General features: G+C 70.6%; 23 protein-coding genes. 7 read left to right on the plus strand and 16 right to left on the minus strand.

Going from position 1 to position 23,323, the window contains the following annotated elements; translation table 11 throughout:
• The first annotated feature begins 11 nt into the window (after window positions 1-11).
• Window positions 12-1,322 (plus strand): ATP-binding protein, encoded by a 1,311-nt coding sequence (locus QTH86_RS02290; RefSeq protein ID WP_286646778.1) that lies wholly within the window; start codon window positions 12-14, stop codon window positions 1,320-1,322.
• Window positions 1,312-1,875 carry a response regulator transcription factor gene (locus QTH86_RS02295; RefSeq protein WP_286646281.1) on the plus strand — a complete coding sequence of 188 codons (564 nt, stop codon included), beginning with the start codon at window positions 1,312-1,314 and terminating at the stop codon, window positions 1,873-1,875. The genes QTH86_RS02290 and QTH86_RS02295 overlap by 11 nt, the downstream gene beginning before the upstream one ends.
• A gap of 19 nt (window positions 1,876-1,894) precedes the next feature.
• Here the strand turns inward: QTH86_RS02295 and QTH86_RS02300 are convergent, their stop codons facing one another.
• Both QTH86_RS02300 and QTH86_RS02305 read right to left on the minus strand, forming a co-directional pair.
• On the minus strand, window positions 1,895-3,418 hold the full coding sequence (locus tag QTH86_RS02300) for an amidase (protein ID WP_286646280.1): 1,524 nt from the start codon (window positions 3,416-3,418) through the stop codon (window positions 1,895-1,897).
• A 5-nt stretch (window positions 3,419-3,423) separates the two neighbouring features.
• On the minus strand, window positions 3,424-4,413 hold the full coding sequence (locus QTH86_RS02305; protein WP_286646279.1) for a Bug family tripartite tricarboxylate transporter substrate binding protein: 990 nt from the start codon (window positions 4,411-4,413) through the stop codon (window positions 3,424-3,426).
• A gap of 115 nt (window positions 4,414-4,528) precedes the next feature.
• Here QTH86_RS02305 and QTH86_RS02310 point away from each other — a divergent pair, with 115 nt between their 5' ends.
• Both QTH86_RS02310 and QTH86_RS02315 read left to right on the plus strand, forming a co-directional pair.
• The gene (locus tag QTH86_RS02310; protein ID WP_286646278.1) at window positions 4,529-5,446 is read left to right on the plus strand and encodes a LysR family transcriptional regulator; all 918 of its coding nucleotides are present in this window, start codon (window positions 4,529-4,531) and stop codon (window positions 5,444-5,446) included.
• Between the two features lie 128 nt (window positions 5,447-5,574).
• Window positions 5,575-6,819 (plus strand): NAD(P)/FAD-dependent oxidoreductase, encoded by a 1,245-nt coding sequence (locus tag QTH86_RS02315; protein WP_286646277.1) that lies wholly within the window; start codon window positions 5,575-5,577, stop codon window positions 6,817-6,819.
• A 39-nt stretch (window positions 6,820-6,858) separates the two neighbouring features.
• Here QTH86_RS02315 and QTH86_RS02320 read toward each other — a convergent pair whose 3' ends face one another.
• The 13 genes from QTH86_RS02320 to QTH86_RS02380 form a co-directional block, all read right to left on the minus strand.
• Window positions 6,859-7,950 carry an extracellular catalytic domain type 1 short-chain-length polyhydroxyalkanoate depolymerase gene (locus QTH86_RS02320; protein WP_286646276.1) on the minus strand — a complete coding sequence of 364 codons (1,092 nt, stop codon included), beginning with the start codon at window positions 7,948-7,950 and terminating at the stop codon, window positions 6,859-6,861.
• A 28-nt stretch (window positions 7,951-7,978) separates the two neighbouring features.
• Window positions 7,979-8,398, minus strand: a complete 420-nt coding sequence (locus QTH86_RS02325; protein WP_286646275.1) for a ribbon-helix-helix domain-containing protein — start codon at window positions 8,396-8,398, stop codon at window positions 7,979-7,981.
• A gap of 76 nt (window positions 8,399-8,474) precedes the next feature.
• Complete coding sequence (locus tag QTH86_RS02330) at window positions 8,475-9,068, minus strand: chemotaxis protein CheB (RefSeq protein WP_286646274.1); 594 nt, start codon at window positions 9,066-9,068, stop codon at window positions 8,475-8,477.
• 74 nt (window positions 9,069-9,142) lie between these two features.
• The gene (locus tag QTH86_RS02335) at window positions 9,143-9,757 is read right to left on the minus strand and encodes a Dps family protein (protein ID WP_286646273.1); all 615 of its coding nucleotides are present in this window, start codon (window positions 9,755-9,757) and stop codon (window positions 9,143-9,145) included.
• A gap of 121 nt (window positions 9,758-9,878) precedes the next feature.
• Window positions 9,879-10,202 (minus strand): chaperone modulator CbpM, encoded by a 324-nt coding sequence (locus tag QTH86_RS02340; RefSeq protein WP_286646272.1) that lies wholly within the window; start codon window positions 10,200-10,202, stop codon window positions 9,879-9,881.
• 5 nt (window positions 10,203-10,207) lie between these two features.
• Window positions 10,208-11,170 (minus strand): DnaJ C-terminal domain-containing protein, encoded by a 963-nt coding sequence (locus tag QTH86_RS02345; protein WP_286646271.1) that lies wholly within the window; start codon window positions 11,168-11,170, stop codon window positions 10,208-10,210.
• Window positions 11,171-11,344: 174 nt separating this feature from the next.
• Window positions 11,345-11,986: a histidine phosphatase family protein gene (locus QTH86_RS02350; RefSeq protein ID WP_286646270.1), complete on the minus strand. Its 642-nt coding sequence runs from the start codon at window positions 11,984-11,986 to the stop codon at window positions 11,345-11,347.
• 10 nt (window positions 11,987-11,996) lie between these two features.
• Window positions 11,997-12,641, minus strand: a complete 645-nt coding sequence (locus QTH86_RS02355) for a CDP-alcohol phosphatidyltransferase family protein (RefSeq protein WP_286646269.1) — start codon at window positions 12,639-12,641, stop codon at window positions 11,997-11,999.
• A gap of 94 nt (window positions 12,642-12,735) precedes the next feature.
• Window positions 12,736-14,109 (minus strand): sensor domain-containing protein, encoded by a 1,374-nt coding sequence (locus tag QTH86_RS02360; protein ID WP_286646268.1) that lies wholly within the window; start codon window positions 14,107-14,109, stop codon window positions 12,736-12,738.
• A gap of 102 nt (window positions 14,110-14,211) precedes the next feature.
• Window positions 14,212-15,618, minus strand: a complete 1,407-nt coding sequence (locus QTH86_RS02365; protein WP_286646267.1) for a GTPase/DUF3482 domain-containing protein — start codon at window positions 15,616-15,618, stop codon at window positions 14,212-14,214.
• A gap of 2 nt (window positions 15,619-15,620) precedes the next feature.
• Window positions 15,621-17,036, minus strand: a complete 1,416-nt coding sequence (locus QTH86_RS02370) for a DUF2868 domain-containing protein (protein ID WP_286646266.1) — start codon at window positions 17,034-17,036, stop codon at window positions 15,621-15,623.
• 342 nt (window positions 17,037-17,378) lie between these two features.
• The gene (locus QTH86_RS02375) at window positions 17,379-18,155 is read right to left on the minus strand and encodes a helix-turn-helix transcriptional regulator (protein WP_286646265.1); all 777 of its coding nucleotides are present in this window, start codon (window positions 18,153-18,155) and stop codon (window positions 17,379-17,381) included.
• A 61-nt stretch (window positions 18,156-18,216) separates the two neighbouring features.
• Window positions 18,217-19,125 (minus strand): LysR family transcriptional regulator, encoded by a 909-nt coding sequence (locus tag QTH86_RS02380; RefSeq protein WP_286646264.1) that lies wholly within the window; start codon window positions 19,123-19,125, stop codon window positions 18,217-18,219.
• 137 nt (window positions 19,126-19,262) lie between these two features.
• Here QTH86_RS02380 and QTH86_RS02385 point away from each other — a divergent pair, with 137 nt between their 5' ends.
• The 3 genes from QTH86_RS02385 to QTH86_RS02395 are packed head-to-tail and all read left to right on the plus strand — an operon-like array spanning window position 19,263 to window position 22,515.
• Window positions 19,263-20,483: a CaiB/BaiF CoA transferase family protein gene (locus QTH86_RS02385; protein ID WP_286646263.1), complete on the plus strand. Its 1,221-nt coding sequence runs from the start codon at window positions 19,263-19,265 to the stop codon at window positions 20,481-20,483.
• Window positions 20,480-21,475 carry a hydroxymethylglutaryl-CoA lyase gene (locus QTH86_RS02390; RefSeq protein WP_286646262.1) on the plus strand — a complete coding sequence of 332 codons (996 nt, stop codon included), beginning with the start codon at window positions 20,480-20,482 and terminating at the stop codon, window positions 21,473-21,475. Before QTH86_RS02385 ends, QTH86_RS02390 begins: the two co-directional genes overlap by 4 nt.
• Window positions 21,476-21,522: 47 nt before the next feature.
• Complete coding sequence (locus QTH86_RS02395; protein WP_286646261.1) at window positions 21,523-22,515, plus strand: Bug family tripartite tricarboxylate transporter substrate binding protein; 993 nt, start codon at window positions 21,523-21,525, stop codon at window positions 22,513-22,515.
• A 42-nt stretch (window positions 22,516-22,557) separates the two neighbouring features.
• On the opposite strand, the gene QTH86_RS02400 is transcribed toward QTH86_RS02395, so the two are convergent.
• Complete coding sequence (locus QTH86_RS02400) at window positions 22,558-23,184, minus strand: hydrolase (protein ID WP_286646260.1); 627 nt, start codon at window positions 23,182-23,184, stop codon at window positions 22,558-22,560.
• Window positions 23,185-23,323: the final 139 nt, after the last annotated feature.

Below are 23,323 nucleotides of genomic sequence, written 5' to 3' on the forward strand. Positions count from 1 at the left end.
GTCTGGCCGGCATGTGGCCGGCCGACCACCTGGAGGACGCGCCGGGTGACCGCACCCGGCTCAAGAACATGCAGCAGCTGATCCAGCTGCGCTGGCTCGCCGTGTTCGGCCAGATCGTCACCATCGAAGTCGCGCACTACGGCTTCCGCATCCCGCTGCCGCTGGAGCCGATGCTCATCGTCCTGGCCGCGCTGATCGGCTTCAACGTGGCGAGCCTGCTGCGCTGGCGCACCGGCCGCGAGGCGACCAATACCGAACTCTTCGTCGCCATGCTGGTCGACGTCGCAACCCTCACGGCTCAGCTGTATCTCAGCGGCGGCGCCACCAACCCTTTCGCCTCGCTGTACCTGCTGCAGGTGATCCTCGGCGCGGTGCTGCTGCAGGCGTGGTCCAGCGCCGCGCTGGTGGTGATCACCGGCCTGTGCCTGATCGGCCTCGCGCTCTTCTCGCGTCCGCTGGCACTGCCGCTCGACCTCGACCGTGGGCTGGCCAGCCCCTACATCCAGGGCATGGTGCTGTGCTTCGCGCTGAATGCCTCGCTGCTGCTGGTCTTCATCACCCGCATCAACGCCAACCTGCGCGCGCGCGACGCCCGCCTGGCGAGCCTGCGGCAGCGCGCGGCGGAAGAGGAGCACATCGTGCGCATGGGCCTGCTCGCATCGGGCGCGGCGCACGAGCTGGGCACGCCGCTGGCCACCTTGTCCGTGATCCTGGGCGATTGGAAGCGCATGCCCGAATTCACCTCGAACCCCGAGCTGCTGCAGGAGGTCGACGAGATGCAGGCGCAGCTCAAGCGCTGCAAGACCATCGTGAGCGGCATCCTGCTGTCGGCCGGGGAAGCGCGTGGCGAATCGTCCACGGCCACCACCGTCGTCACCTTCCTCGACGACCTGGTGCAGGAGTGGCGCGACAGCCGTCCCGTGACCACCTTCGTCTACGAGAACCGCTTCGGCCACGACCTGCCCATGGTCTCCGATTCGGCGTTGAAGCAGACCATCCACAACGTGCTCGACAATGCCCTGGAGGCGTCGCCGCATCGCGTGACGCTGGACGTCGAGCGCGTCGACGATCGCCTGGTGCTGACGGTGACCGATGCCGGCCCCGGCTTTGCACCGCACATGCTGACGCAGCTGGGCAAGCCCTACCAGTCGAGCAAGGGCCGGCCCGGTGGCGGGCTCGGGCTCTTCCTGGTCGTCAATGTGCTGCGCACGCTCGGCGGCAACGTGACGGCGCACAACCTCGCCGAGGGCGGTGCGCTGGTGCGCATCTCGCTGCCGCTGTCCGCCGTCATCCTGGAAGAAGAGGAACCGAATGCAAGTTGATCCCGGGCCGCCGGCACGCCGGCTGCTGATCGTCGAGGACGATGCGGCCTTTGCGCGCACGCTCGGCCGCTCCTTCGAGCGGCGCGGCTATGCGGTGATGCTCGCGACCAGCCTGGAGGACGTGGAAGACCTGCTGAAGGCGCCGGGGTCGCCCGAATCGCCCGTGTATGCCGTGGTCGACCTGAAGCTCGGCGGCGAGGCCTCGGGCCTGGCCTGCGTGCAGCGCCTGCATGCGCACGACCCGGACATGCTGATCGTGGTGCTCACCGGCTTCGCCAGCATCGCGACCGCCGTCGAGGCCATCAAGCTGGGTGCCTGCCACTACCTCGCCAAGCCGTCGAACACCGACGACATCGAGGCCGCCTTCGGCCGGGCCGAAGGAACGATCGACGTCGAGCTGACCAACCGCTCGACCTCGATCAAGACGCTCGAATGGGAGCGCATCCACGAGACATTGGCCGAGACCGGTTTCAACATCTCCGAGACCGCGCGTCGGTTGGGCATGCACCGGCGGACGCTGGCGCGCAAGCTGGGGAAGCAGCAGGTGAAGTAGCGGCCCGTCCGCTCCGGCGTCAGACCGCCGACGTCACCTGCTGCGCCGCGCCCGACCCCTCCAACACCGGCGGCGCAGTCACGATCGACCGCAGCGCTGGCTCGACCTTCGATGCCCGCAGCTTCGCCAGATCCGGCCGCGGCCGGCGCAGTTCGGGGATGGCCGCGAAGGCCTGTTCCATCGCATGCGACGCGCCGAGCACTTGCGCGTCGGCGCGGAAGCCGCCCACCACCTGCAGGCCGAAGGGCATGCCGCGGTGGTCGACGCCGCAGGGCAGGGCCATGGCCGGGTTGGTCGCGAGCGTGACCACGTAGGTCAGTGCGAGCCAGCGGTAGTAGTTCTCCTGCGGCTCACCGTTGATGGTGTCGGCGTACATCTGCGTCCACGGGAAGGGCGACACCGGCGTGGTGGGCGAGAGCACCAGGTCGTACTCGGCGAAGGTGCGCTGGAAGCGGGCGATGAGCCGGGTCTGCTCGGCCTGCGCCCAGGCGCTGTCGGGCAGCGACATGCGTGCGCCCATCTCGTAGTTGGCGCGCGAGTTGGAGCCGAGGCTGGCCGGGTCCTTCTGGTAGGCGGCGTGCATGCCGGCCACGAAGGCTTCGGCGCGCAGCACGTCGAAGCAGCGGTGCGCCTCGCCGAGGTCGAACGTGACCTCGTCGCAACGGGCGAACAGGTGCTTCATCGCGGCGATCTTCTGGCGGAAGGTGGCGCGGATGTCGTTGTCGACGGCGCAGGTGCCGAAGTCTTCGGTGTAAGCCACGCGCAGGCGGCTCAGGTCGACGTCCTGCGGCTTGAGGAAAGCCAGCGGGTCGAGCGGGTAGCTCAGCGGGTCGCCCGCATGCATGCCGGCGGAGGCGGCCATCTGCAGGCAGGCGTCCTCCACGCTGCGGCCCATGGGGCCGACGACCGAGATGGGCGTCCATCCCAGCAGCTTGCGCACGCTCGGCACCACGCCGGGCGAGGGGCGGAAGCCCACCACGCCGCACTTGGCCGCCGGAATGCGCAGCGACCCGCCGGTGTCGGAGCCGGTGCACAGCGGCAGCATGTCGCAGGCCAGCGCCGCGGCCGAGCCGCCGGAGGAGCCGCCGGCGTTGAGGTTCGGGTCGAAGGGGTTGCCGGTTGCGCCCCACACGACGTTGCGCGAATTCGCGCCCGCGCCCATCTCGGGCACGTTGGTCTTGCCCGCGACGATGGCGCCGGCCTGACGCAGCCGCGCGACCAGCACGATGTCTTCGTCGGGCACATGGGCGCGGTAGATCGGCGAGCCCCAGGTGGTCAGCAGGCCCGCGGTCGGCTCGAGGTCCTTCACGCCCAGCGGCAGGCCGTGCAGCAGGCCGAGGGGCTCGCCCGCCAGCACCGCGCGTTCGGCGGCCTGGGCTTCGCCCCGCGCGCGCTCGAAGGCGGTCGCGGTGACGGCGTTGACATGCGGGTTGAGGTCTTCGATGCGCGCGATGCAGGCATCGAGCAGTTCGACGGGGGAGATGGCCTTGCGGCCGATCAGGCGGCGCAGTTCGACGGCGGAGGTTTCGACGAGTTCGCTCATGGGCCTCAGTCTGCCGTGATGTTGGCGCGTACGGCGAGGGCGCGCATCACCGGCAGTTCGCGGTTGATCAGCGCGGCGGAGGCGGCCGCGTTGCTGTACGACGGCTCGAAGCCCTGGGCGACCAGCTTGGCGCGGGTGTCGGCGTCGGCCATGGTGACGGCCAGCGCCTTTTCGAGGCGGGCCTTGACGTCCGCCGGCAGGCCCTTCGGCGCCGCCAGGATGAGCCAGGTGTCCATGTCGATGTCCGGGTAGCCGCTCTCGGCCATCGTCGGCACGTTGGGCAGCAGGGCAGAGCGCTTGGCCGCCGTCACGGCGATGGCCTTGATCTTGCCGCTCTTGAGCTGCGGAATGGCCGCCGACACGGTGTCCACGCTGAAGGGGATCTGCCCGCCCATCAGGTCGGTCATGGCCGGTGCGCTGCCCTTGTAGGGCACGTGCGTCATCTTCAAGCCGGCGGCGTACAGCACGGTCTCGCCGGCGAACTGCGCCGTGGTGCCGCTGCCGTAGGAGCCGTAGGCGTACTTGCCCGGCGCGGCCTTCACGTAGTCGACGAACTGCTTCACCGTGGTGACCGGCACGTCCTTGTTGGCCAGCAGGATCAGGCTGGTGCGGCCGGTGATGCCGATCGGGTCGAAGCTCTTGACCGGGTCGTAGGGCAGGTTGTTGCGGATGGCCGGGTTCACCGTGAAGGTGGTGCCCGAACTCACCAGCAGCGTGTAGCCGTCGGCCGGCGCCTTGGCGACGTAGGCCGCACCGATGACGGTGCCGGCGCCGGCGCGGTTCTCCACCACCACCGGCTGGCCCAGTTCCTGGCCCAGGCGCAGGCCGATCACGCGGCCGAGCACGTCGGTGGCGCCGCCTGGTGGGAAGGGGATCACCAGCGTGATCGGCTTGGTCGGGTAGTCGGCCGCGACGGCGGCGAACGGCGCGGCCAGCGTGGCGGCCACGAGGCAGCCGGCGGTCGCAAGGCGGGTGAGGGCGGTGGAGGCTTTCATGACGCGATGCTAGGCGTCGACCTCTGTTGCGACAAGCACCATGTTTAGAATATTGGATTGCCAAAAAGGCAATCGACCGGCCAGAATTCCTAGGTCAACCACGACGAAAGCGCCCATGCCGCCCAGCCATGCCCTGCAGGAGACCGCGGTCCGCTACTTCCTCGAAGTGGTGAAGGCCGGCTCGATCAAGGACGCCGCGGCCAAGCTCAACGTCGCGCCCTCGGCGGTGAGCCGCCAGGTGGCGCGGCTCGAGAGCGAGCTCGACACGCTGCTCTTCGAACGGCGTTCGCGCGGCATGGTGCCCAACGCCGCCGGCGAATTGCTGGCTGCGCATGCCAAGCGCACCCAGCAGGACATCGAGCGCGTCACCGGCGACATCTCGGCGCTGCGCGGCCTGCGCAGCGGCCATGTGCGGGTGGTCAGTGCCGAGGGCTTCGCCTTCGACTTCATCCCGACGCTGATCGCGCGCTTCCGCGAGCGCTACACCGGCATCCGCTTCCACCTGGAGGTGTGCGGGCAGAGCGAGGTGGCGCGGCGCATCCGCGACGGCGAGGCCGATGTCGGCCTCACGCTCAGCGGCGTGCCCGAGGCCGGCATCAAGCTGGAACTGCGCCACCCGAGCCCCATCCTTGCGGTGATGGCCGCCGGCCATCCGCTGGCCGGGCAGCGCCAGCTGTCGCTGAGCCAGGTGGTGGCCTACCCGCTGGCGCTGCCGCTCAAGCACAGCTCGCTGCGGCAGTTGCTCGACATCAGCTGCAGCCGCCAGGGCCTGCAGTACGAGGTCGCCATGTCGAGCAACCACGCCGACGCGCTCGTGAGCTTTGCGGCCGCCGGCGGCGGTGGCATCGCCTTCTATGGCGAGCTGTCGATCCGGACGCGGCTGGTGAGCAGCGCCCTGGTGGCGATCCCGCTGCGCGACCGCGAAATGAACGAGCGCTACCTCGAGGTCGAGACGCTGGCCGGCCGCCCGCTGCCGGAGGCTGGCAAGGCCTTCGTCCAGTACCTGACGGATGCGATCAAGGCCGGTATCTAGCGGACGAGAGCGGCCAACAGATTGCCGTAACGGCAATCGATGGTTCGATTAATTGCGGCCGCGGCACCGTCGCCGGAGGCGGCCCGGCGGCACAATTCCGGCAGCTTCCTTCCACGCACTCATCTCCCATGAAGAACACCGCAACCGTCGTGCTCGGCGCCGGCATGGTCGGCCTGGGCACCGCGCTGGCGCTGCAGCAGCGCGGCCATGCGGTCACGCTGGTCGACCGCAAGCGGCCCGGCCGCGAAACCTCCTACGGCAACGCCGGCATCATCCAGCGCGAGGCGGTCGAGCCCTATGCCTTCCCGCGCGACCTGTCCACGCTGCTGCGCGTCGCGACCGGTCGCAGCAACGACGCGAACTACCACCTGGGCGCCCTGTGGTCGCTGCTGCCGCCCCTGGCGCGCTACTGGCATGCCTCGGCGCCCCGGCGCTATGCGCCCATCGCCGACGCCTACGGCAAGCTGATCGCGCAGTCCATCGAGGCCCACCGCCCGCTCATCGCCGACGCCGGCGCCGACGCGCTGGTGAGCCGCAACGGCTGGCGCCAGGCCTACCGCGACCCGGCGGGCTTCGAGGCGGCGGCCGCGGCGGCACGCCAGTTGGCGCAGCGCACCGGACTCGATGCGGTGGTGCTCGACAGCGCCGCGCTGTCGGTGGCCGAGCCGGCCCTGCGCCTTCCGCTGGCCGGGGCCATCCACTGGCGCGACCCGTGGTCGATCAGCGACCCCGGCGAACTGGTGGCGCGCTATGCGCAGCTCTTCGTGCGCCGCGGCGGCCGCTTCGCCCATGGCGATGCGTCGACGCTGCGCCAGCGCGGCAGCGGCTGGTCGGTGCAGACGGACGACGGCCCGGTCGAGGCCGAACGCATGGTGGTGGCGCTCGGCCCATGGGCCGGCACGCTCACCCGCCAGCTCGGCTACCGCCTGCCGCTCTTCGTCAAGCGCGGCTACCACCGCCACTACGCTACGCCGGTGCGGCTGAACGCGCCGATGCTCGATGTGGCCCATGGCGTGATGCTGGCGCCGATGTCGCTCGGCCTGCGCCTGACCACCGGCGCGGAGTTCGCCCGCATCGACGCCCCGGCGACGCCGGTTCAGTTGCGCCACGCCGAGCGCAGCACGCAGGCACTGATCGACCTCGGCGCGCCGGTGGAGGCGGTGCCCTGGCTGGGCGCCCGGCCGTGTACCGCCGACATGAAGCCGGTGATCGGCCCGGCGCCGCGGCACGCGGGCCTGTGGTTCAACTTCGGCCATTCGCACCAGGGCTTCACGCTCGGCCCGGCCACGGGGCGCCTGCTGACTGAGATGATGGATGGCGAGACGCCGTTCACCGACCCGGCGCCTTACCTGCCGAGCCGTTTCGAGCGGTGAGCCGACCGGCGGCGCGTCGGCTCGCCGGGTGCTGGGCGGCTACGCGTCGATGACGGTCTGCAGCCGATGCGCGAGGAAGAAGCGCAGCATCTGCGCACTCGCATCGATGCCCGTGGGGTCGGTGTAGCTGCCTTGCGTGCTGCCGCCCGACCAGGCGTGGCCGGCACCGTGCAGCCGCCAGTATTCGGCCCGCGCGCCGCCGTCGCGGTCGGTGTAGACGGTGCGCGTGTAGCGCCGGCCTGCAGGCGCGCTTCCCTCGGAAGCCTTCGCCTCGGGCAACGCGCCCGACGGGTCGCGGTGGGCTGCCCGCACCGCGTCGACGATGGCCGTCGCGTTGCGCACGTGCACCGTGGCATCGGCATCGCCGTGGAAGACGATCGTCGGCGGAACCGGGGCCGACACGCCGTTGCCGGCGTCCGAACCCACGCCATGGCGCATGGCCGCCAGCGCCGACGGCAGGTCGCTGGCCGCCCCGCTGGGCAGGCCCGAGTGCACGCCCACGGCGGCGACCAGGTCGGGGTAGCAGCGCCCGAGGATGTCGGCCATGGCACCGCCGGCGGACAGCCCCGCCACGTAGATCCGGGACGCATCGACGTCGTGTTCGGCCGCGATCGATCGGATGAGCATCGCGAGCGCTTCCGGCTCGCCCGCGCCGCGCGCCTGGTGCTGTGGCTTGAACCAGTTCCAGCACCGCTGCGCATTGGCGTGCTGGGTCTGCTCGGGGTACAGGACGAGTGCCCCGGCCTCGCGGGCGAGCACGTTCATGCGCGTGCCGGCAGCAAAGTCCGCAGCGCCCTGGGTGCAGCCGTGGAGCATGACGATCAGCGGGCGCTGCGCCGCGCCGCTGTCGCTGGCGTGGGGTGGCACATAGAGCTTGTAGGCCAGGGTGCGTCCCCGGTGGCTGGCGCTGCCGTCCAGCCACCGCTCGGTGCCGTGCGCGGTGCGCTCGCCCGTCGGCATTGCGGGGGGCACCCGCTGCGCGACGGGGGCGGGATTGGGCGCATCGACGGTGTCCTGGCGCTGCGCGCTCGGGCCGCGCAGCGCGCGCTGGATCGCCCGCGTGGCGTCCATCAGTTGCCCGAGCCGGGTCTGCTGCATGGCGTCGCTCATGCGGTGGAGAAGAGGGTTCAAGAGGTCTTTCGGTGGGCGGATCACTGGATCAATGGATGCGCCCGGCCAGGGCGTCCTTGACGGAAGCGCTGGCGTGCAGGGCGCCGAGCACGGTGATGGAGTCGATGGTGGCGGCAGCCAGTTCGGGCGAGACGTCCCGGCCGATCACGGCCAGCCCGAGCACGCGGATGTCGAGCCGCTCGTTCGCGGCACGCGCCGCTTCCAGGTCTTTGGCCGAGAACTGCTGCAGGCCCAGCACCAGCATCTTGCGGGAGGCGGCCTGCCGCAGGGCGTCGGCGTGGATGGCCAGCTGCCCGCGGATGGCGGTACGGATGAAGTCGGTCCGATTCGCGTAGAAGCGCTCGGCCACCAGCAGGTCGATGTGGCCGAGGTCGACGTAGCCCAGGTTGATCGTGATCTTCTCGGACTCGGGAAGCTTGACGGGAGATGATGCGAATTCGGCAGCCATACGCCATCCTAACACCATCCACCTGGATGGTTTGGAGGATTCGGTGCGAAATTGCCGGAGCGACTGGCGCCGCGGCTTACTTCTTTTTGCTGGCTTGTTCCGCTGCGAGGGCCGGCAGATCGCCGTGGACCAGTTGGACGAGCAACGGGGCCATGTCGTCGAGCGTGCAGCAGTAGTCCGGGTGGTCCAGCCGGAGCGCGCTGGCGGGCATGCCGCTCTCCACCGCCTCGCCGGGGTCCTGGACCACGCCGATCCCGCCGGCCGCCTCGACGCGCGTGAGCCCGGCGGTGCCGTCGTGCGAGGCGCCGCTGAGCACGACGCCGATCACCCGCCGCCCGAACGTCGCCGCCGCCGTTTCGAAAAGGCGGTTGACCGAGGGACCCCCCTCGGAGAAGGCACGTTCGTACTCCAGCGCGATGATGTCCGGCGGCACGATGACCATGTGCTGGCGCGCGGGTGCCACCACCACGCGGCCCCGACGCACCATGAGGCCGTCGGTGGCATAGATGACGGGCATGCGTGAATAGCCGCAGAGGATCTGCAGCACGCTGGATGCCGGTTGCGAACCCACGTCCAGCGCCAGCAGGACGGCGGCGTCGAAGGTCCGGGGGAGGGCGGCCAGCAGCTTGCACAGGGCGGTCAGTCCGCCCGAGCCGGCACCGATCACCACCACATCGCGTCGATCCCGACCATGGGTCTGCCCGCCGGGCAATGGCGACCCGTCGGTCAGGGATCGGGCGAAGGTCAGGCGCTCACCGGCGAGGCGGCGACCAGGTGCTCGGTGAGGAACCACACCTGCAGCTCGTTGGTGCGCAGCACGTTGCTGACGAACACGTCGTTGCTGCCGTCGTCACCCGCCTCGTCGACCGCCTTGGCCGCCTTGCGCGCTTCGATGATGATGTGCTCGTGCGCCTCGGCGAGGCGTCGGATCTGGACCGCCGCCGGCTCGCGACCGCGCGGCGGGCGCTTGATCTTGGTGGTCTCGGCGATGTCCGCCGCCATGGCCAGTGCGATGCCGCCGAGCAGCTGGATGCGCTCGGCCAGGATGTCGACGATCAGCACCTGGGCCTCGAAGTGCTGGTCGTACATCAGGTGCAGTTGGTTGAAGGTCGGGCCGACCACCTGCCAGTGGTGCTTCTTGTACATGTCGCGCAGCGTGATGGTGTCCGCCAGGCACTGGTTCAACAGGGCGACGCTGTCCTTGCAGACCTTCTCGGACAGGCCGTTCGGCAACTTGACGATCTCGCCGAACTTCTGCGTCTCGTGGCTGCGTTGGTCGAGGTCGGGGGCGACCTCGCTGGGTTGCTGCTTCTGGGTGGCGCTGAGGTTGTCGGATTTGGTTTCGGTGCGCGTGGCCATGGGAAGTTCTCCGGAGTTTGAATCTAGTGAACCTTTGTAGTCCTCGCATAGAGCCCCCTGCGTAGGGCAGCAGCCCGTGTCGACCCCTCCCGTTCAGCCGTGCCCGTGCGAGGCAAGCCGCTCACCGTCCCGGCGAGAGGCCCTGGGCGTGCAGCACTGCCTTGAGGCGCCGCACCTCTCGCTGCAGGTCGAGGATCAGCGCGGCGGCGTCGAGCCCGACGCCGAAGTCGCGCTCCAGCCGGCGAGCGGCCAGCGCCTGTTGCAGGTCGGCGCTCTGGAAGCGCCACTCGTCGGGCCGCGGCGACGGTGCCGACAGCTCGACGATGCCGACCTCGACCAGTTGGACGACCCACTCGATCTCGGCGCCGCAGGCGTGGGCCAATTCATGGGCGGCCAGCGGGTGCGCCAGGCCCGGCGCGGTGGTGGTGACGGATACGGTGGCCATGGTCATCACGCTCCCAGGTGACGGCGGGGGTTGAAGGCGGTGCTGGCGGCGGCCAGCTGTTCGTAGGCCTGCCGCGCGGCCTCGCTGTCGGCGGGCGGCAGCACGATCTCCAGCAGCAGGTACAGGTCGCCGGGCGGGTTGCCGCCCAGGCCGCGTCCCTTGAGCCGCAGCTTCAGGCCGTTGCGCGCCTTGGCCGGCACGGTCAGCTCGACCGTGCCGCCGGTGGGCGTGGGCACCTCGACCTGCGCGCCGAGCGCGGCTTCGCTGGGTGTCACCGGCAGCGTCATGTACAGGTCGCGTCCCTCGATGCGGTAGCGCGGGTGCGGCGCGATCCGCACCTCCAGGTACAGGTCGCCCGCCGGCTCGCCGCCGTGGCCCGGCATGCCTTGCTTGGCGAGCCGGATGTACTGGCCCGGGTGCATGCCGGGCGGAATCTTCACGCTCAGCGTGCGGGTCTTGAGTTCGGGCTGGCCGTCGGCGCCGGTCTCGATGCCGCGCAGCGTGATCTCGCGCTCGGCACCGTTGAGCGCGTCTTCCAGCGAGATCTCGATGGCCGCGTGGTGGTCTTCGCCGCGCGCACGGCGGTTCTGGCGCGTCGCGCTGCGGCGCTCGGCGGCGCCGAACAGCGAGGAGAAGAAGTCGCTGAATTCGGCGTGGTCGGCCGGGCCCGAGGACGGACCGCGGTGGAACTCGAAGCCTTCGTCCCAGCCCGGCGGCGGCCGGAAGTCGCCCTCGGGGCTGCCGCCGCGCGCCACGCGGTCGGCCAGCGCGTCGTAGGCCGCGCGCTTCTCCTTGTCGCGCAGCACGTCGTTCGCTTCGTTCACGTCGCGCATCTTCAACTCGGCGTCGGCTTCCTTGCTGACGTCGGGGTGGTATTTGCGGGCGAGCTTGCGGTAGGCCTTGCGCACCTCGTCGTCCGACGCGGTGCGCTCGACGCCGAGCACCTTGTAGTAGTCCTTGAAGTCCATCTCGGTTCCGATCCTGTTCAATGCCCCACTCGCCACCGTGACCAGCCGCCGTCCGATGGGGCGAGGCCTGATGCCAGGGATACCGCAGAACCGGCTTTGCCGGGCTGTTGGTATCGCCCCCTCGAGGGGGAGGCGGCGACACGCAGTGCGCCGCTTCGGGGGTGGGTCACATTTCTAGGCCAGCGACGCGGCTTCAGTCGTCCGCGCCAGCAGGGGTTCGATCGTCCAGGTGGGGCCGGTGCGCTGGAAACGCAATGGCTGCGCGTTGCCGAGCACCGCCGGCTCGATCGACACGCCGAGCAGCGCGGTCAGCACGTAGAGCGTGCCGCCGTGCGCCACCACCAGCACCGGCGCGGGCTGCGCCAGGGCGAAGCGCAGCGCGACGCGCTTGCGGTCGACGAACTGCTGCAGCGTCTCGCCCCCCTCGGGCGCGCAGGCCCAGTCCAGGTCGACCGACGAGGTGCCGATGAGCGCGCCGAAGTGCCGCTCGCGCAGATCCTCGCGCGGCATCGGCACGATGCGCAGCCGCTCGGCCACGGTGTTGGCGGTGTCGAAGGCGCGACGCGAATCGCTGGCGACGATGGTGCGGATCGGCTCGCCGGCCAGGCGCTCGGCCGCCCGCGCGGCCTGCTGCTGGCCCAGTTCGCTCAGCGGCTCGTCCACCGCCTGGAAGATGCGCGAAGCGTTGCGCCCGGTCTGGCCGTGGCGCAGGAAGTAGAAGTGGTCGACCTCGGGCGTGATCGGTTCGGTGGCAGCCAGACGCACCAGTGCGTCGAAGCCGGCCGGGTGCTGCTGGGTGAAGTGGGGTGTGCTCATGCGGATCGTCTCAGAACTTGGGGATGCGCAGGGTCTTGCTGATCATCAGTGTGCCCGACAGCGCGAACAGCAGCACCAGCGGGTGCAGCGTCCACGGCCCGACCGCCCAGGCACCGCCCCACAGCGCGTCGCCCACGCGGCCCTGCCAGGCCGCCCAGGCCAGCACGCCGACCAGCACCACGCTGGTCGGGATCGGGGTGCCTTCGAAGTACTTCACCTTGTCGGCGCCTTCGGAAAGCGTCTCGGCCGTCACGTTGTAGCGCGCGAGGCGGCTCACGCCGCAGCCGACGAAGTAGATGAGCACGGCGCAGTCCCAGCCGCCGTTCAGGCCCGCCGCGAAGGCCAGGGCCGCCGGCGCCACGCCGAAGGAGATCACGTCGGCCAGCGAGTCGAGCTCGCGGCCGAGGGCCGAGTGGGTCTGACGCCAGCGCGCGATGCGCCCGTCGAACACGTCGAACACGAAGGCCGCAGGTGCGAGCGCGGCCGCCCACAGGAAGTGCCCCAGCGACTGGCTCGCCATGTAGGCCATCGCGAGGAAGACCGCGCCGACGCCGCAGGCCGCATTGCCGAGCGTGAAGGCGTCGGCCAGGTGGAACCCGCGAAGCATCGAGAAATGCTTGCGGGCCGGATCGGCCTGGGAGGGTGAAGAAGACATGGCGGGGTCCCTCGGAAGAGGTCGGAAAAAAGCGCGCATTCCGGCGGAGCGCTGTGCCGGACCTTAGCGCAATTGCGCGCCGCCTCCTGTAGGTTCAATCCGGCGCGACCGGGCCGCCGGCGAGCCGCACGCGGTTGCCGCCCGAGGTCTTGGCCGCGTACATGGCTTCGTCGGCGCAGCGGATGAGCTGCTGGTACTCGTCGCCGTGCGCCGGGTAGAGCGCAATGCCGATGCTGGGCGACACGGTGACCGCGTCGCCGGCCAGCGTGAAAGGCTCGCTCAGGTGCGAGCGCAGGGACTCCGCGATCGCCAGGGTCTGTTCGACCGGGCAGTCGCTGTCGAGCAGCACCAGGAATTCGTCGCCGCCGATGCGCCCGACCATGCCGGCCTGCGCCACGCCGCGGCGCAGGCGCACCGCGGTTTCCTGCAGCAGCAGGTCGCCCGCCGAATGGCCGAAACGGTCGTTGACTTCCTTGAACATGTCGAGGTCGACATACAGCAGCGCCATCCGGCGGCGTTCGTCGCGCGCGTGCTGCAGCGCGGCCTGGATGCGTTCGTGCAGCAGGGTGCGGTTGGGCAGGTCGGTGAGCGGATCGTGGCGGGCGATGTGGCGCAGCCGCGCGTCCATCTGCTTGCGCTCGATGGCGGTCGCCACCTGGGTCGAGACGAACTGCAGCAGTTCGAGGTCGCGCTCGGTGTAGCGCACATCGCCGGTGTAGCTCTGCACCACCAGCACGCCGATCGGACCCTGCTGCGTCTGCAGCGGCACGCCGAGCCAGTCGAGCGAATTGCGGCCGACGTCCAGCTTCACCCGCGGCGGCAGGTCCAGCGCGGTGTCGGCCCGCAACAGCATCGCCTGGCCGCTGCGGATCACCTCGGCGCTCAGCGTGCCCGAATCGAGCGGGCGTGGCGCCGGTGCCTCGTGCTGTGCGTCGACGTAGTAGGGGAAGGACAGTTCGTCCGCGGCCTTGTCGTACAGCGCGACGAAGAAGTTCACGGCCGGCAGCAGCCCGCCGACGATCTGGTGCACATGGCGAAACAGCGCCAGCAGGTCTTCGGCGGTATGCGCCGCCTCTGAGACGGCGTAGAGCGCCGCCTGCATCGACTCGGCCCGCTTGCGCTCCGTCACGTCCCGCGCCACGGCCACCCGCACGCCGGCCTCGGGCGACCAGCGTGCCGACCACATGATGTGCACCGTGCTGCCGTCCTTGCGCACGTAGCGGTTCTCGAAGTGCGGCTCCTTCGTCCCGGCGTAGATGTTGTCGACGCGGGCCAGGGTGCGCGCGCGGTCGTCCGGGTGGACGAAGTCGATCATCGGCTGGCCGATCATTTCGGCCGGCGTGTAGCCGAAGGTCTGGCGGCAGGCCGCGCTCACGAAGACGAAGCGTCCCTCCACGTTCACCACACAGATGGTGTCGACCAGCAGGTCCATGACGCTGGTCAGAAAGGCAGCGTCGGTGATGTTCATGGCATGAAGGAAGAGGCGCACAGCGCCGCGGTCGGCACGTGGGCCCCATCATGCCGCAGCCGGTACGGGATGCGCCCGACGGTGCGGGTTTCTTTCATGGGCTCATGCGCCCGTGTCGAAGGCGCGGGCGATCTGGCGCGCCACCTCGGCCACCGCTTGCTGGCGCTGGGGCGCGTCGTCCATCCGGTGGCGGCCCGGAGCGCGGGCCCAGTCGGGGTGGCTGCGCGCCGGCGCCGTCGCACGCACGGCGGCGGTCAGCGCCTGGCTGTGGCCGGCGCCGCGTTCGGGCTCGACCTGGATGCGCGACATGGCGGCGTGGCCGCGGCGCTCGAGGGCGCGCACCAGGGCCCACTGCCAGTCGGCCAGCACGAAGAGCACGCCGTCGTCGACGCTGAGTTCGTGCACGTCGCGCAGCGTGTTCAAGAGCTTGCGCCCGAGCGGGCCGAGGCCCTGCGAGATGGCGCCGCCGATCACCCCCCCAAGCGCCGCACCGGCACCGAGCGACAGCCCACCCGCGGCCAGGTCGGCCACCACGCCCACGGCCGCGCCGACGGCGGCGCCCTTGCCCAGGCGCAGGCCGGCGTCCTTCATGGCTTCGGGGCTGAAGAAATCCATCGACCAGCGGCCCTCGAGCAGCGGCAGCGGTGCCTCGCTGGCGTCGTCGTCGCGAAAGCGGTAGAGCGCGAGCAGGTCGGACGCGCAGCGCTGCGCCTTGTCGAACACGGCCTGCCGCAGGTCGGCCACCAGGGGCGCGCGGCGGCTTTCGTCCTCGAAGTCGACGGCGGCCACGTGGCGGCGCAGGGCCGCCACGTCGACCAGCAGTTCGGCGATGCGCGCTGCGGCGGCGGTGCGCCGTTCGGTGGCTTCCTGCGCCAGCGACGCGACCACCGCCTCCAGCGCCTGGCGCCGATCGCGCAGCAGCGTGACCAGGTCCTGGTACAGGTCGCGCTCGGCGCCGACGAAGGGCGCGGCCGCATCGAAGCGCACCACCGCATGCATGCCGTAGGCGGCCAGCAGTTCCTTCCAGGCGACCTCGCGGCTGGCCGGGTCGCGCACGAAGTTGAGCACCGGCAGGACCGGCCGGGCGCAGGAGCGCAGCAGCTCGATCTCGTCGCGGTACTTGGGCAGCACCGGTTCGCGCGCGTCGATCACGAGGAAGGCGGCGTCGACGTCGAGCAGGGCGCGCAGCACCTTGGCTTCCTGCTCGAACACGCCGTGCGCCTCCGGCCCCTGCAGGAAACGGCGGATGCGCTCGGGCGGCGTGCCGGCATCGGCGATGCGATCGATGTGCTCGCGCAGGCTCACCGCGTCTTCCAGGCCCGGTGTGTCGAAGAAGCGCACCGCGGCGCGGTCGCGCACCCTCAGTTCGATGCGCTCGACGTGGCGCGTGGTGCCGGGCCGGTCGGACACCTCGCCGAAATCGGCGCGGCGCGTGAGCGTGCGCAGCAGCGAGGTCTTGCCCGCGTTGGTGTGGCCGACGACGGCGATGCGCAGGGGTTGTTCGTCCATGCTCACCCTTGTGCCCCAGTGTCGGCCAGCGTGTCTGCCAGCGCGCCCGCCAGGGTATCGTGCGCCGTGATGCGCGCGAGGCCGCCCTCGGCCAGCCAGCGCCGCCAACGGGCTGGGGCGGTGTCGCCGGGCGGTGCGGGCGTGTCGACCTCGGGCACCAGCCAGAGCCGGCAGTCGCCGCAGTGCGCCAGCAGCTCGCGCAGCAGGCGCTCGGTGCCGCGATCGGGGCTGGCGGCGGCGCGGCAAGCCAGCAGCAGGGCGCGCGGGCGCAGGCGGGCGGCGGTGTCGAGCAGCATGCGTCGGTCGGCGGCGCTGCCGTCGACGCGCAGCACGGCCGCGGCCGTGCCGGGCAGGCCGGCCGGCGGCCAGGGATGCTCGGGCGGCAGCTCGTAGGCCGCGACGACGAAGGCGTCCGTGGTGTCGGCGGCGCGCGGCGGCGCGGGAAGATGCGTGGCGCCGGGGTCGGCATCGACGATGGCGGCTGGTGCCAGCGCCTCGAAGCGCGATGCGAGCTGGCGGTAGTAGGGCGCCTCGAGTGGCGGTTGCAGATCGCGCCTGCGCAGTTGCCACATCGCGGCACTCGCCAGCAGCAGCAACAGGCGCGGCAGCAGGCCGTAGACGGCGATGCAGCCGGTGAGCCACCATGCCCAGGCGCGCTGCCCTGCGGCGTCGTTCGGCTGCGGCGCGAGCACCGCACTCGCGTCCGGCGTGGCGAAGCCGAACCAGGCAGGGATGCGGCCCAGCGCCTGCACCGTCTGCAGGAAGAACTGCGGCTCGAGGATGGTGGTTTCCCAGCTCAGCGTGTAGCGGTGGAAGGCCAGCGCGAACAGCATCGTGCCCAGCACCACGACGAAGGACAGCGCCCAAATGCCATGGCTGGCCAGGCCCAGCGCCCAGGGCAGCAGGCGGGCCTGCTGCAGCAGCCGCGTGAAGGCGCGCATGAGCAATGGCGCCTGGCCGCGGCGGCCCCCGGCGACGCGCGCCGTCAGCGTCATCCACAGCCAGCCGAAGGAGGCGCGCGGCGCGCGCAGCGGCAGCAGCAGGCCCAGCCCCCAGGCCACCAGGGTGAGCAGGTGCGCACCCAGCAGGCTGAGCAGCGCCGCCATGATGTTGATGCGCCGATCGCTGCCGCCCACCACGCTGCCGGCCAGGGCCAGTCCGGCGAGCACGATCAGCAGCACGAGTCCGGCGCCGACCCAGGGCGACCATTGGCGCATGCGCGCCAGCTCACGGTCGAGCCCGATGCGACGGCCGAGCAGGTCGGCACGGTGCGCGATGCGCGCAGGGAGCGTGGTGCGGGCGGCAGCGGCCTGGCGCATGGCGGCCGCGTCGTCCAGGGGGCCGGCTTCTTCGATGAGCCGGACGGCTTCGGTGACCACCGCGCCTGAAAGGGCGGACGGGCGCGGTGCGATGTTCAACGGCTTCCCTTGTGTCTGCGGCACCGGTGCGGCGCACCGGCGGGCGGGAAATTATGCCGTGCGCTGCCGGCCGCTTCGTGCGCCTCGATGCAGCGCCTCAACGGCGAACGGGGCCGCAAGCGGCCCCGTTCGGATCGACTGAACGCCGATGGCAGCGTTCAGCGCAGTCCGAAGAAAGAAAGAACGGCGACCACGACCACGACCAGACCGACGATGTAGATGATGGAATTCACGTAAGGGCTCCTCATTGTTGACGACAGCCATAGCGTCGCCGAAAGGGCGTTTTCGACCTGTCGGCGGCGGGCGGCGCGTGCTGTAGGTGGAGGGCTTCGCGCGCCCGGCCTAGCGAAGGTTCCCCAGCCACAGCGCCGTCAGCGCCGAGCGCTTGGTCACGCCGAACTTGCCGTAGATGGATTTCACCTGGACGTGCGTCGTGGTGGGGCTCTGCGCCAGGTCTTGAGCGATCTGCTTTTCCCCCTGGCCGTCGAGCAGGGCCCGCAGGACCTTGCGTTCCGTCGGGGTCAGCGGCGTGCTGGCGATCAGCAGGCCGTGGCCGAGCAGCTGCCGCCGCAGAAACCACTTCAATCCCCGCATCGCCAGGGCCAGCGGCGCCTTGTCGTCGGCGGTGAAGCGAGGCGCCGCTGCGCTGCGAAAGAGAAACAGGTGCACCCGCACGTCGTCGTTCAGGGCCCAGCGCACGGAGAGGCTGTCTGCAAAGCCGATGCCCAGGTAGTGGCGGCGGTAGTGCTCGCCATCGAACCATTCGGGTGGCAGCGTTTCGAAGAGCAGCCGCGTGCGGAAGGGCTCGTCCCCCGAGACCGCCAGGACCTGCGAGACGTCGACCTCGGGTGAGCAGAGTTGGTCCTGCTGTTGCCGCATCGACTCGACCACGGCGGGGATTGGGTGCAGCAGCCGCACCAGCCGCGGACGCCAGCCTTCCAGCCGGTCGCCTGCCGGAGGCGTGGGAAGGCGCACCAGCGCGGACCACAGGGCGTTCTGGGCGCCGAGCATGTCGCACAGCGATGTGAGCAGGTGGGTGAGCGCCGCATCGCTTTCACCCATGGGAAAGTCCGCCAGCTCTTCCCAGAGCGCATAGATGGCGTCGATCCGATCGTTCATGCGAGGGTGTGTTCGGGCTGCCGCCGAGTGTAGGCAGCCGTCTGCTCGCGCGCGAATGGTCTTATGGACTAGCCCGTTCGTCGGCCCGGCGCTGCTGCAGGTGCTCGACCAGCAGGCGGGTCGCCGGCAGCAGCTCGCTGCCCTGGCGCACGCAGAGCACCAGCTCGCGCCGTGCCCAGGGCTCGTCGAGCTTCACGGCCACCAGGGCCAGCGCGCGCAGGTACAGGCCCGCGCTGCCGCGCGGCATCACGCCGAAGCCCATGCCGTTGGCGACCATCAGGCACAGCGCGTCGTAGCCGGTCACCTGCATGCGCGTCTTCAGGGGCAGGCCCATCTCGGCCGCTGCTTGCGTGACGCGGTTGTTGATGGCGCTGCCCGGATGCATGCCCACGAAGTCGAAGGGCAGGGCGTCGCGCAGCGCGATGCGGCGGCGCGACAGCGGATGCCCCTTGGGCACCACCACCACCAGTTCGTCTTCCCGGTAGGGCAGCAGCGCGATGCGTTCGTCGCCGAAATGGCCGGCGTTGAGGATGCCGATGTCCGCGATGTTCTCGGCGACTTCGCGGGCCACCGCGGTGCTGATGCGCTCCTGCAGATGCACCTGCACACGCGGGTAGCGGTCCATGAAGTCGCGCAGCTCGCGCGGCAGGAACTGCGTGATGGCCGAGATGTTGGCCGACACGCGCACCTGGCCGCGCACGCCGTCGGCGTAGCCCTGCATCTGCGCAGCGATGTCGTCCAGGCCGTTGAGCACGCCGCGCGCCAGGCCGAGCAGCGCATAGGCCGCGGCGGTCGGCTCGGTGCCCTTGTTGCTGCGCGCGAACAGCACGGCGGACAGGGCGCCTTCCAACTCGCTGATGCGCCGGCTGGCCGCGGCGGTGGCGATGTGTTCGCGTGCGGCCGCGGCGGCGATGGTGCCGGTCTCCATGACCGCGACGAACAGGCGCAGGGATATCGGATCGAGTTTCATGATGATCGCCCATCATCGCGGATTGCGATGGTGGGCTCGTCGATGAGCGCTTTGCAGACCGCGCCTGCCTGGCGATCATCCATCTCGAGCTTGCCGCCTGCCGTTTCCGACGGGGCCGAGCGAAGAGAGACAACCCCATGAACACCGCCACCACTGTCCCCGCCGCGCATACTGGCGCACTCGCCGGCGTCCGCATCATCGAGATGGGCCAGTTGATCGCCGGCCCCTTTTGCGGCAAGACGCTCGGCGATTTCGGCGCCGAGGTGATCAAGATCGAGGCACCGGGCAGCGGCGATCCGCTGCGCAACTGGCGGCTGCTGCAGGACGGCACGTCCGTCTGGTGGCAGGTGCAGTCGCGCAACAAGCGCAGCATCGCGCTCGACCTGCGCAGCGCCGAAGGCCAGGAGATCGCGCGCAAGCTCATCGGCGAAGCCGACGTGCTGATCGAGAACTTCCGCCCCGGCACGCTCGAGGGCTGGGGCCTGGGCTGGGACGACCTGCGCGAGCGCAACCCGGGCCTCGTGATGTTGCGCATCTCCGGCTATGGGCAGACCGGCCCCTACCGTGACCTGCCGGGCTTCGGCGTGATCGGCGAGGCCATGGGCGGCCTGCGCCATCTCACCGGCGAACCGGGCCGGGTGCCGGTGCGCGTGGGCGTGTCCATCGGCGACACGCTGGCCGCGCTGCACGGCGCCATCGGTGTGCTCACCGCGCTCTACCACCGCAAGGTGAATGGCGGCCAGGGCCAAGTGATCGACGTGGCGTTGCACGAGGCGGTGTTCAACGTGATGGAGAGCCTGATCCCCGAGTACAGCGCCTTCGGCGCGGTGCGCGACGCCGCCGGCAGTGCGCTGCCGGGCATCGCGCCCAGCAACGCCTACGCCTGCACCGACGGCTACGTGCTCGTCGCGGGCAACGGCGACAGCATCTTCCGCCGCCTGATGGACACCATCGGCCGGCCCGACCTGGCGAGCGCGCCCGACCTTCAGAGCAATGCCGGCCGCGTGGCCCGCGTGCAGGAACTCGATGCCGCCATCGGCGACTGGACGCGCACGCGGCCCATGGCCGAGGTGCTGGCCGTTCTGGGCGCGGCCAAGGTGCCGGCCGGCAAGGTCTACACCGCCAAGGACATCCACGAGGACCCGCACTACCGGGCGCGCGACATGATCCTGGCGCAGCAGACCCGCGACGGCCACACGGTGGACGTGCCGGGCATCGTGCCCAAGCTGTCGGGCACGCCCGGCAGCATCCGCTCGTCCGCGCCGCGGCTCGGCGACGACACCGATGCCGTGCTGCGCGAAGCCGGCCTCACCGACACGCAGATCGCGGTCTTGCGCGAGAAAGGCATCGTGGCATGAATACACTGAATACGTCTGCATCGACGGCCTGGCAGGGCGGGCGCCGGCGCATCCACCTGCAGGACGTCGGCCCGCGCGACGGCCTGCAGATGGAGCAGGCCTTCGTGCCCACGGCCGACAAGATCGCACTGGTCGACCTGCTGTCCACCGCGGGCCTGGCGAAGATCGAGGTGACCTCCTTCGTGTCGCCGCAGGCCATCCCCGCGCTGCGCGATGCCGAGATCGTGCTGCGCGAGATCCGCCGCGCGCCGGGCATCGTCTACACCTGCCTGGTGCCCAATCTGCGCGGCGCCGAACGCGCCATCGAGGCCCGGGCCGACGAACTGAACCTGGTGATGTCGTGCAGCGAGACGCACAACCTCGCCAACCTGCGCATGACGCGCGAGCAGTCCTTCGTCGCACTGACCGCCGTGATGGCGCTGGCACAGCAGGCGCAGGTGCCCATCAACGTGTCGCTGTCGTGCGCCTTCGGCTGCCCGATGGAAGGCGACGTGCCGCCGGATGTGGTGCTCGACTGGGCGGCGCGCTTCGTCGCACTCGGTGCGCGCGGCATCACGCTGTGCGACACCACCGGCATGGCCTTCCCGACCCAGGTCGCGGCATTGACGCGCGGCTTTCGCGAGCGCTTCGCCGACACTGAACTGACCCTGCATTTCCACAACACGCGCGGCATGGGCCTGGCCAACGTGCTGGCGTCCATCGACGCCGGTGCGGACCGCTTCGACGCCTCGCTCGGCGGCCTGGGCGGTTGCCCGTATGCGCCCGGCGCCAGCGGCAACGTGTGCACCGAGGAGATCGTGCATGCGCTCGAACTGATGGATTTCGATACCGGCTGCGACCTCGCGGTGCTGCTGGAAGCCGCACGCCGGCTGCCCGCCCTCATCGGCCACGACACGCCGAGCCAGATCGCCAAGGCCGGCCGCCGCCTCGACCTGCACGCGCCGCCGCCCGATTTCGAGACCTGGCGCGCGCGTGCGGCGGCGCGCGGTTGACCGACTGAATCCCCCGATCCCATACCTATAGCCACGGAGACTTCCTCATGCGTTCCCTTCCTCTGTCCCGCCGTCGCACGCTGGCGGCCTCTGCCGCGCTGCTCGCCGCAGTCACCCTCGGTGCATCGGCCCAGCCGGGCACCTACCCGAGCCGTCCGGTCACGCTGCTGGTGCCGACGGCGGCCGGCGGCACGACCGACATCTCGGCACGCATGCTCGGCGTGCCGCTGGGTACGGCGCTCGGCCAGCCGGTGGTGGTCGACAACCGCGGCGGCGGCAACGGCGCCATCGCGGCCATCGCGGTCAAGCGCGCCGAGGCCGACGGCTACACGCTGCTGATGCAGTACTCGGGCTACCACGTCATCACGCCGCTGGTCAGCAAGCAGACGCCGCAATGGGGCCCGCAGGACCTCACGGCCGTGGCCAACGTCATCTCCGCCCCGCAGATCGTGGTGGTGCGCGCCGACCTGCCGTACAAGACGATGGCCGAGTTCGTGGCCTACGCCAAGGCCAACCCCGGCAAGGTGAACTACGCCTCGTCGGGCAACGGCTCGCTGCAGCACGCGACCGGCGCCATGCTCGAACAACAGGCTGGCATCCGCATGACGCATATCCCGTACAAGGGCACCGGGCCGGCGCTGCAGGACCTGCTGGCCGGCCAGGTCGACATCACCTTCGGCACCGCGCCGCCCTTCATCCCGCACATCCACAGCGGCAAGCTGCGGGTGCTCGCGACCACCGGCAAGGCCCGGCTGCCCAGCCTGCCCGATGTGCCCACCACCGCGGAGGCGGGCCTGCCGAAGCTGGACGCGACCTCCTGGTTCGCCGTCTATGCGCCGGCCAAGACGCCGAAGCCGATCGTCGACAAGCTGTCGGCCGACATCGCCAAGGTGGTGGGCACCCCGGCCTTCCAGAAGAAGGCCGAAGAGCAGGGCGCGACGGCCGACTACCAGACGCCGACGCAGCTCGATGCGAAGGTGAAGAAGGAGTCGGAGGACTGGGCCGCGGTGGTGAAGGCCGCGAAGATCGAGGCCGACTGACGGCCCGCCGGCCTCCTGGGCCGGCCACCGGGATCGACGCGGCTAACGGGGCAGCATGTCCCGCGCGTAGTTCAAGCCGATGCCATAGCCGCCGCCGTTGCGCGCGATCACGGCGCGCGCGGCATCGTAGGTGGCCTTGCGTGTCCAGTCGCGCTGCAGCTCCAGCACCACCTGCAGCCAGCTGGTCATCGTGGCGCCGCCGTCCTGCATGCGGCGCAGTGCCAGTTCGTGTCCCGTCTCGGTCAGGCCGCCGCAGGTGTCGGCGACGACGTAGCTGTCGAAGCCGGCCTCCTGGGCGCTCAGCACCGCGAAGCTGATGCATGCCTCGGTCAGCATGCCCGAGAACAGCAGCTTCTTTCGACCGGTGGCCTCGATGGCCGCCAGGGCAGCCTCGTCCTCGAACACGTTCATGCTTCGCCGATCGATCACGGGGTGCGCCGGCAACTCCGCCTGGAGGTCGGGCAGCAGCGGCCCGCTGTAGACCTTCGTCGCGGACGTACTGATGACGATCGGCAGGTCGAACGCCCGGGCCGTGCGCGCCAGCGCCACCGTGTTGTTCAGCAGGACCTGCCGGTCCATCGACTGCACGCCGAAGGCCAGTCCGGCCTGGTGATCGATCAGGACCAGTGCGCAGTTTTCCGGCGTGAGCAGGTGGGTGGATGCAGCCATGGCGGGTTCTCCTCAGGTTCAATGGCAGGGATTGGTGTCGCCGACGTTAGCGATCGGATGTCCGCCGGTCTTGAATGAAAGTGCGGGGGATGTTCCGTTCGTGCGGTCGCAGCCCGGCGGCGGACCTCGGCGCTCAGGC

Source organism: Variovorax sp. J2L1-78, from assembly GCF_030317205.1.
GTDB lineage: Bacteria > Pseudomonadota > Gammaproteobacteria > Burkholderiales > Burkholderiaceae_C > Variovorax > Variovorax arabinosiphilus.

Bases quoted from the DNA above. Each gene is read 5' to 3' on its own strand.
- QTH86_RS02310 (WP_286646278.1), top strand. From the start codon at position 4,529: ATGCCGCCCAGCCATGCCCTGCAGGAGACCGCGGTCCGCTACTTCCTC.
- QTH86_RS02390 (WP_286646262.1), top strand. From the start codon at position 20,480: ATGAATACACTGAATACGTCTGCATCGACGGCCTGGCAGGGCGGGCGC.
- QTH86_RS02300 (WP_286646280.1), bottom strand. From the start codon at position 3,418: ATGAGCGAACTCGTCGAAACCTCCGCCGTCGAACTGCGCCGCCTGATC.
- QTH86_RS02335 (WP_286646273.1), bottom strand. From the start codon at position 9,757: ATGGCCACGCGCACCGAAACCAAATCCGACAACCTCAGCGCCACCCAG.
- QTH86_RS02315 (WP_286646277.1), top strand. From the start codon at position 5,575: ATGAAGAACACCGCAACCGTCGTGCTCGGCGCCGGCATGGTCGGCCTG.
- QTH86_RS02340 (WP_286646272.1), bottom strand. From the start codon at position 10,202: ATGGCCACCGTATCCGTCACCACCACCGCGCCGGGCCTGGCGCACCCG.
- QTH86_RS02375 (WP_286646265.1), bottom strand. From the start codon at position 18,155: ATGAACGATCGGATCGACGCCATCTATGCGCTCTGGGAAGAGCTGGCG.
- QTH86_RS02380 (WP_286646264.1), bottom strand. From the start codon at position 19,125: ATGAAACTCGATCCGATATCCCTGCGCCTGTTCGTCGCGGTCATGGAG.
- QTH86_RS02400 (WP_286646260.1), bottom strand. From the start codon at position 23,184: ATGGCTGCATCCACCCACCTGCTCACGCCGGAAAACTGCGCACTGGTC.
- QTH86_RS02360 (WP_286646268.1), bottom strand. From the start codon at position 14,109: ATGAACATCACCGACGCTGCCTTTCTGACCAGCGTCATGGACCTGCTG.
- QTH86_RS02365 (WP_286646267.1), bottom strand. From the start codon at position 15,618: ATGGACGAACAACCCCTGCGCATCGCCGTCGTCGGCCACACCAACGCG.
- QTH86_RS02345 (WP_286646271.1), bottom strand. From the start codon at position 11,170: ATGGACTTCAAGGACTACTACAAGGTGCTCGGCGTCGAGCGCACCGCG.
- QTH86_RS02325 (WP_286646275.1), bottom strand. From the start codon at position 8,398: ATGGCTGCCGAATTCGCATCATCTCCCGTCAAGCTTCCCGAGTCCGAG.
- QTH86_RS02350 (WP_286646270.1), bottom strand. From the start codon at position 11,986: ATGAGCACACCCCACTTCACCCAGCAGCACCCGGCCGGCTTCGACGCA.
- QTH86_RS02295 (WP_286646281.1), top strand. From the start codon at position 1,312: ATGCAAGTTGATCCCGGGCCGCCGGCACGCCGGCTGCTGATCGTCGAG.
- QTH86_RS02305 (WP_286646279.1), bottom strand. From the start codon at position 4,413: ATGAAAGCCTCCACCGCCCTCACCCGCCTTGCGACCGCCGGCTGCCTC.
- QTH86_RS02385 (WP_286646263.1), top strand. From the start codon at position 19,263: ATGAACACCGCCACCACTGTCCCCGCCGCGCATACTGGCGCACTCGCC.
- QTH86_RS02355 (WP_286646269.1), bottom strand. From the start codon at position 12,641: ATGTCTTCTTCACCCTCCCAGGCCGATCCGGCCCGCAAGCATTTCTCG.
- QTH86_RS02395 (WP_286646261.1), top strand. From the start codon at position 21,523: ATGCGTTCCCTTCCTCTGTCCCGCCGTCGCACGCTGGCGGCCTCTGCC.
- QTH86_RS02290 (WP_286646778.1), top strand. From the start codon at position 12: ATGTGGCCGGCCGACCACCTGGAGGACGCGCCGGGTGACCGCACCCGG.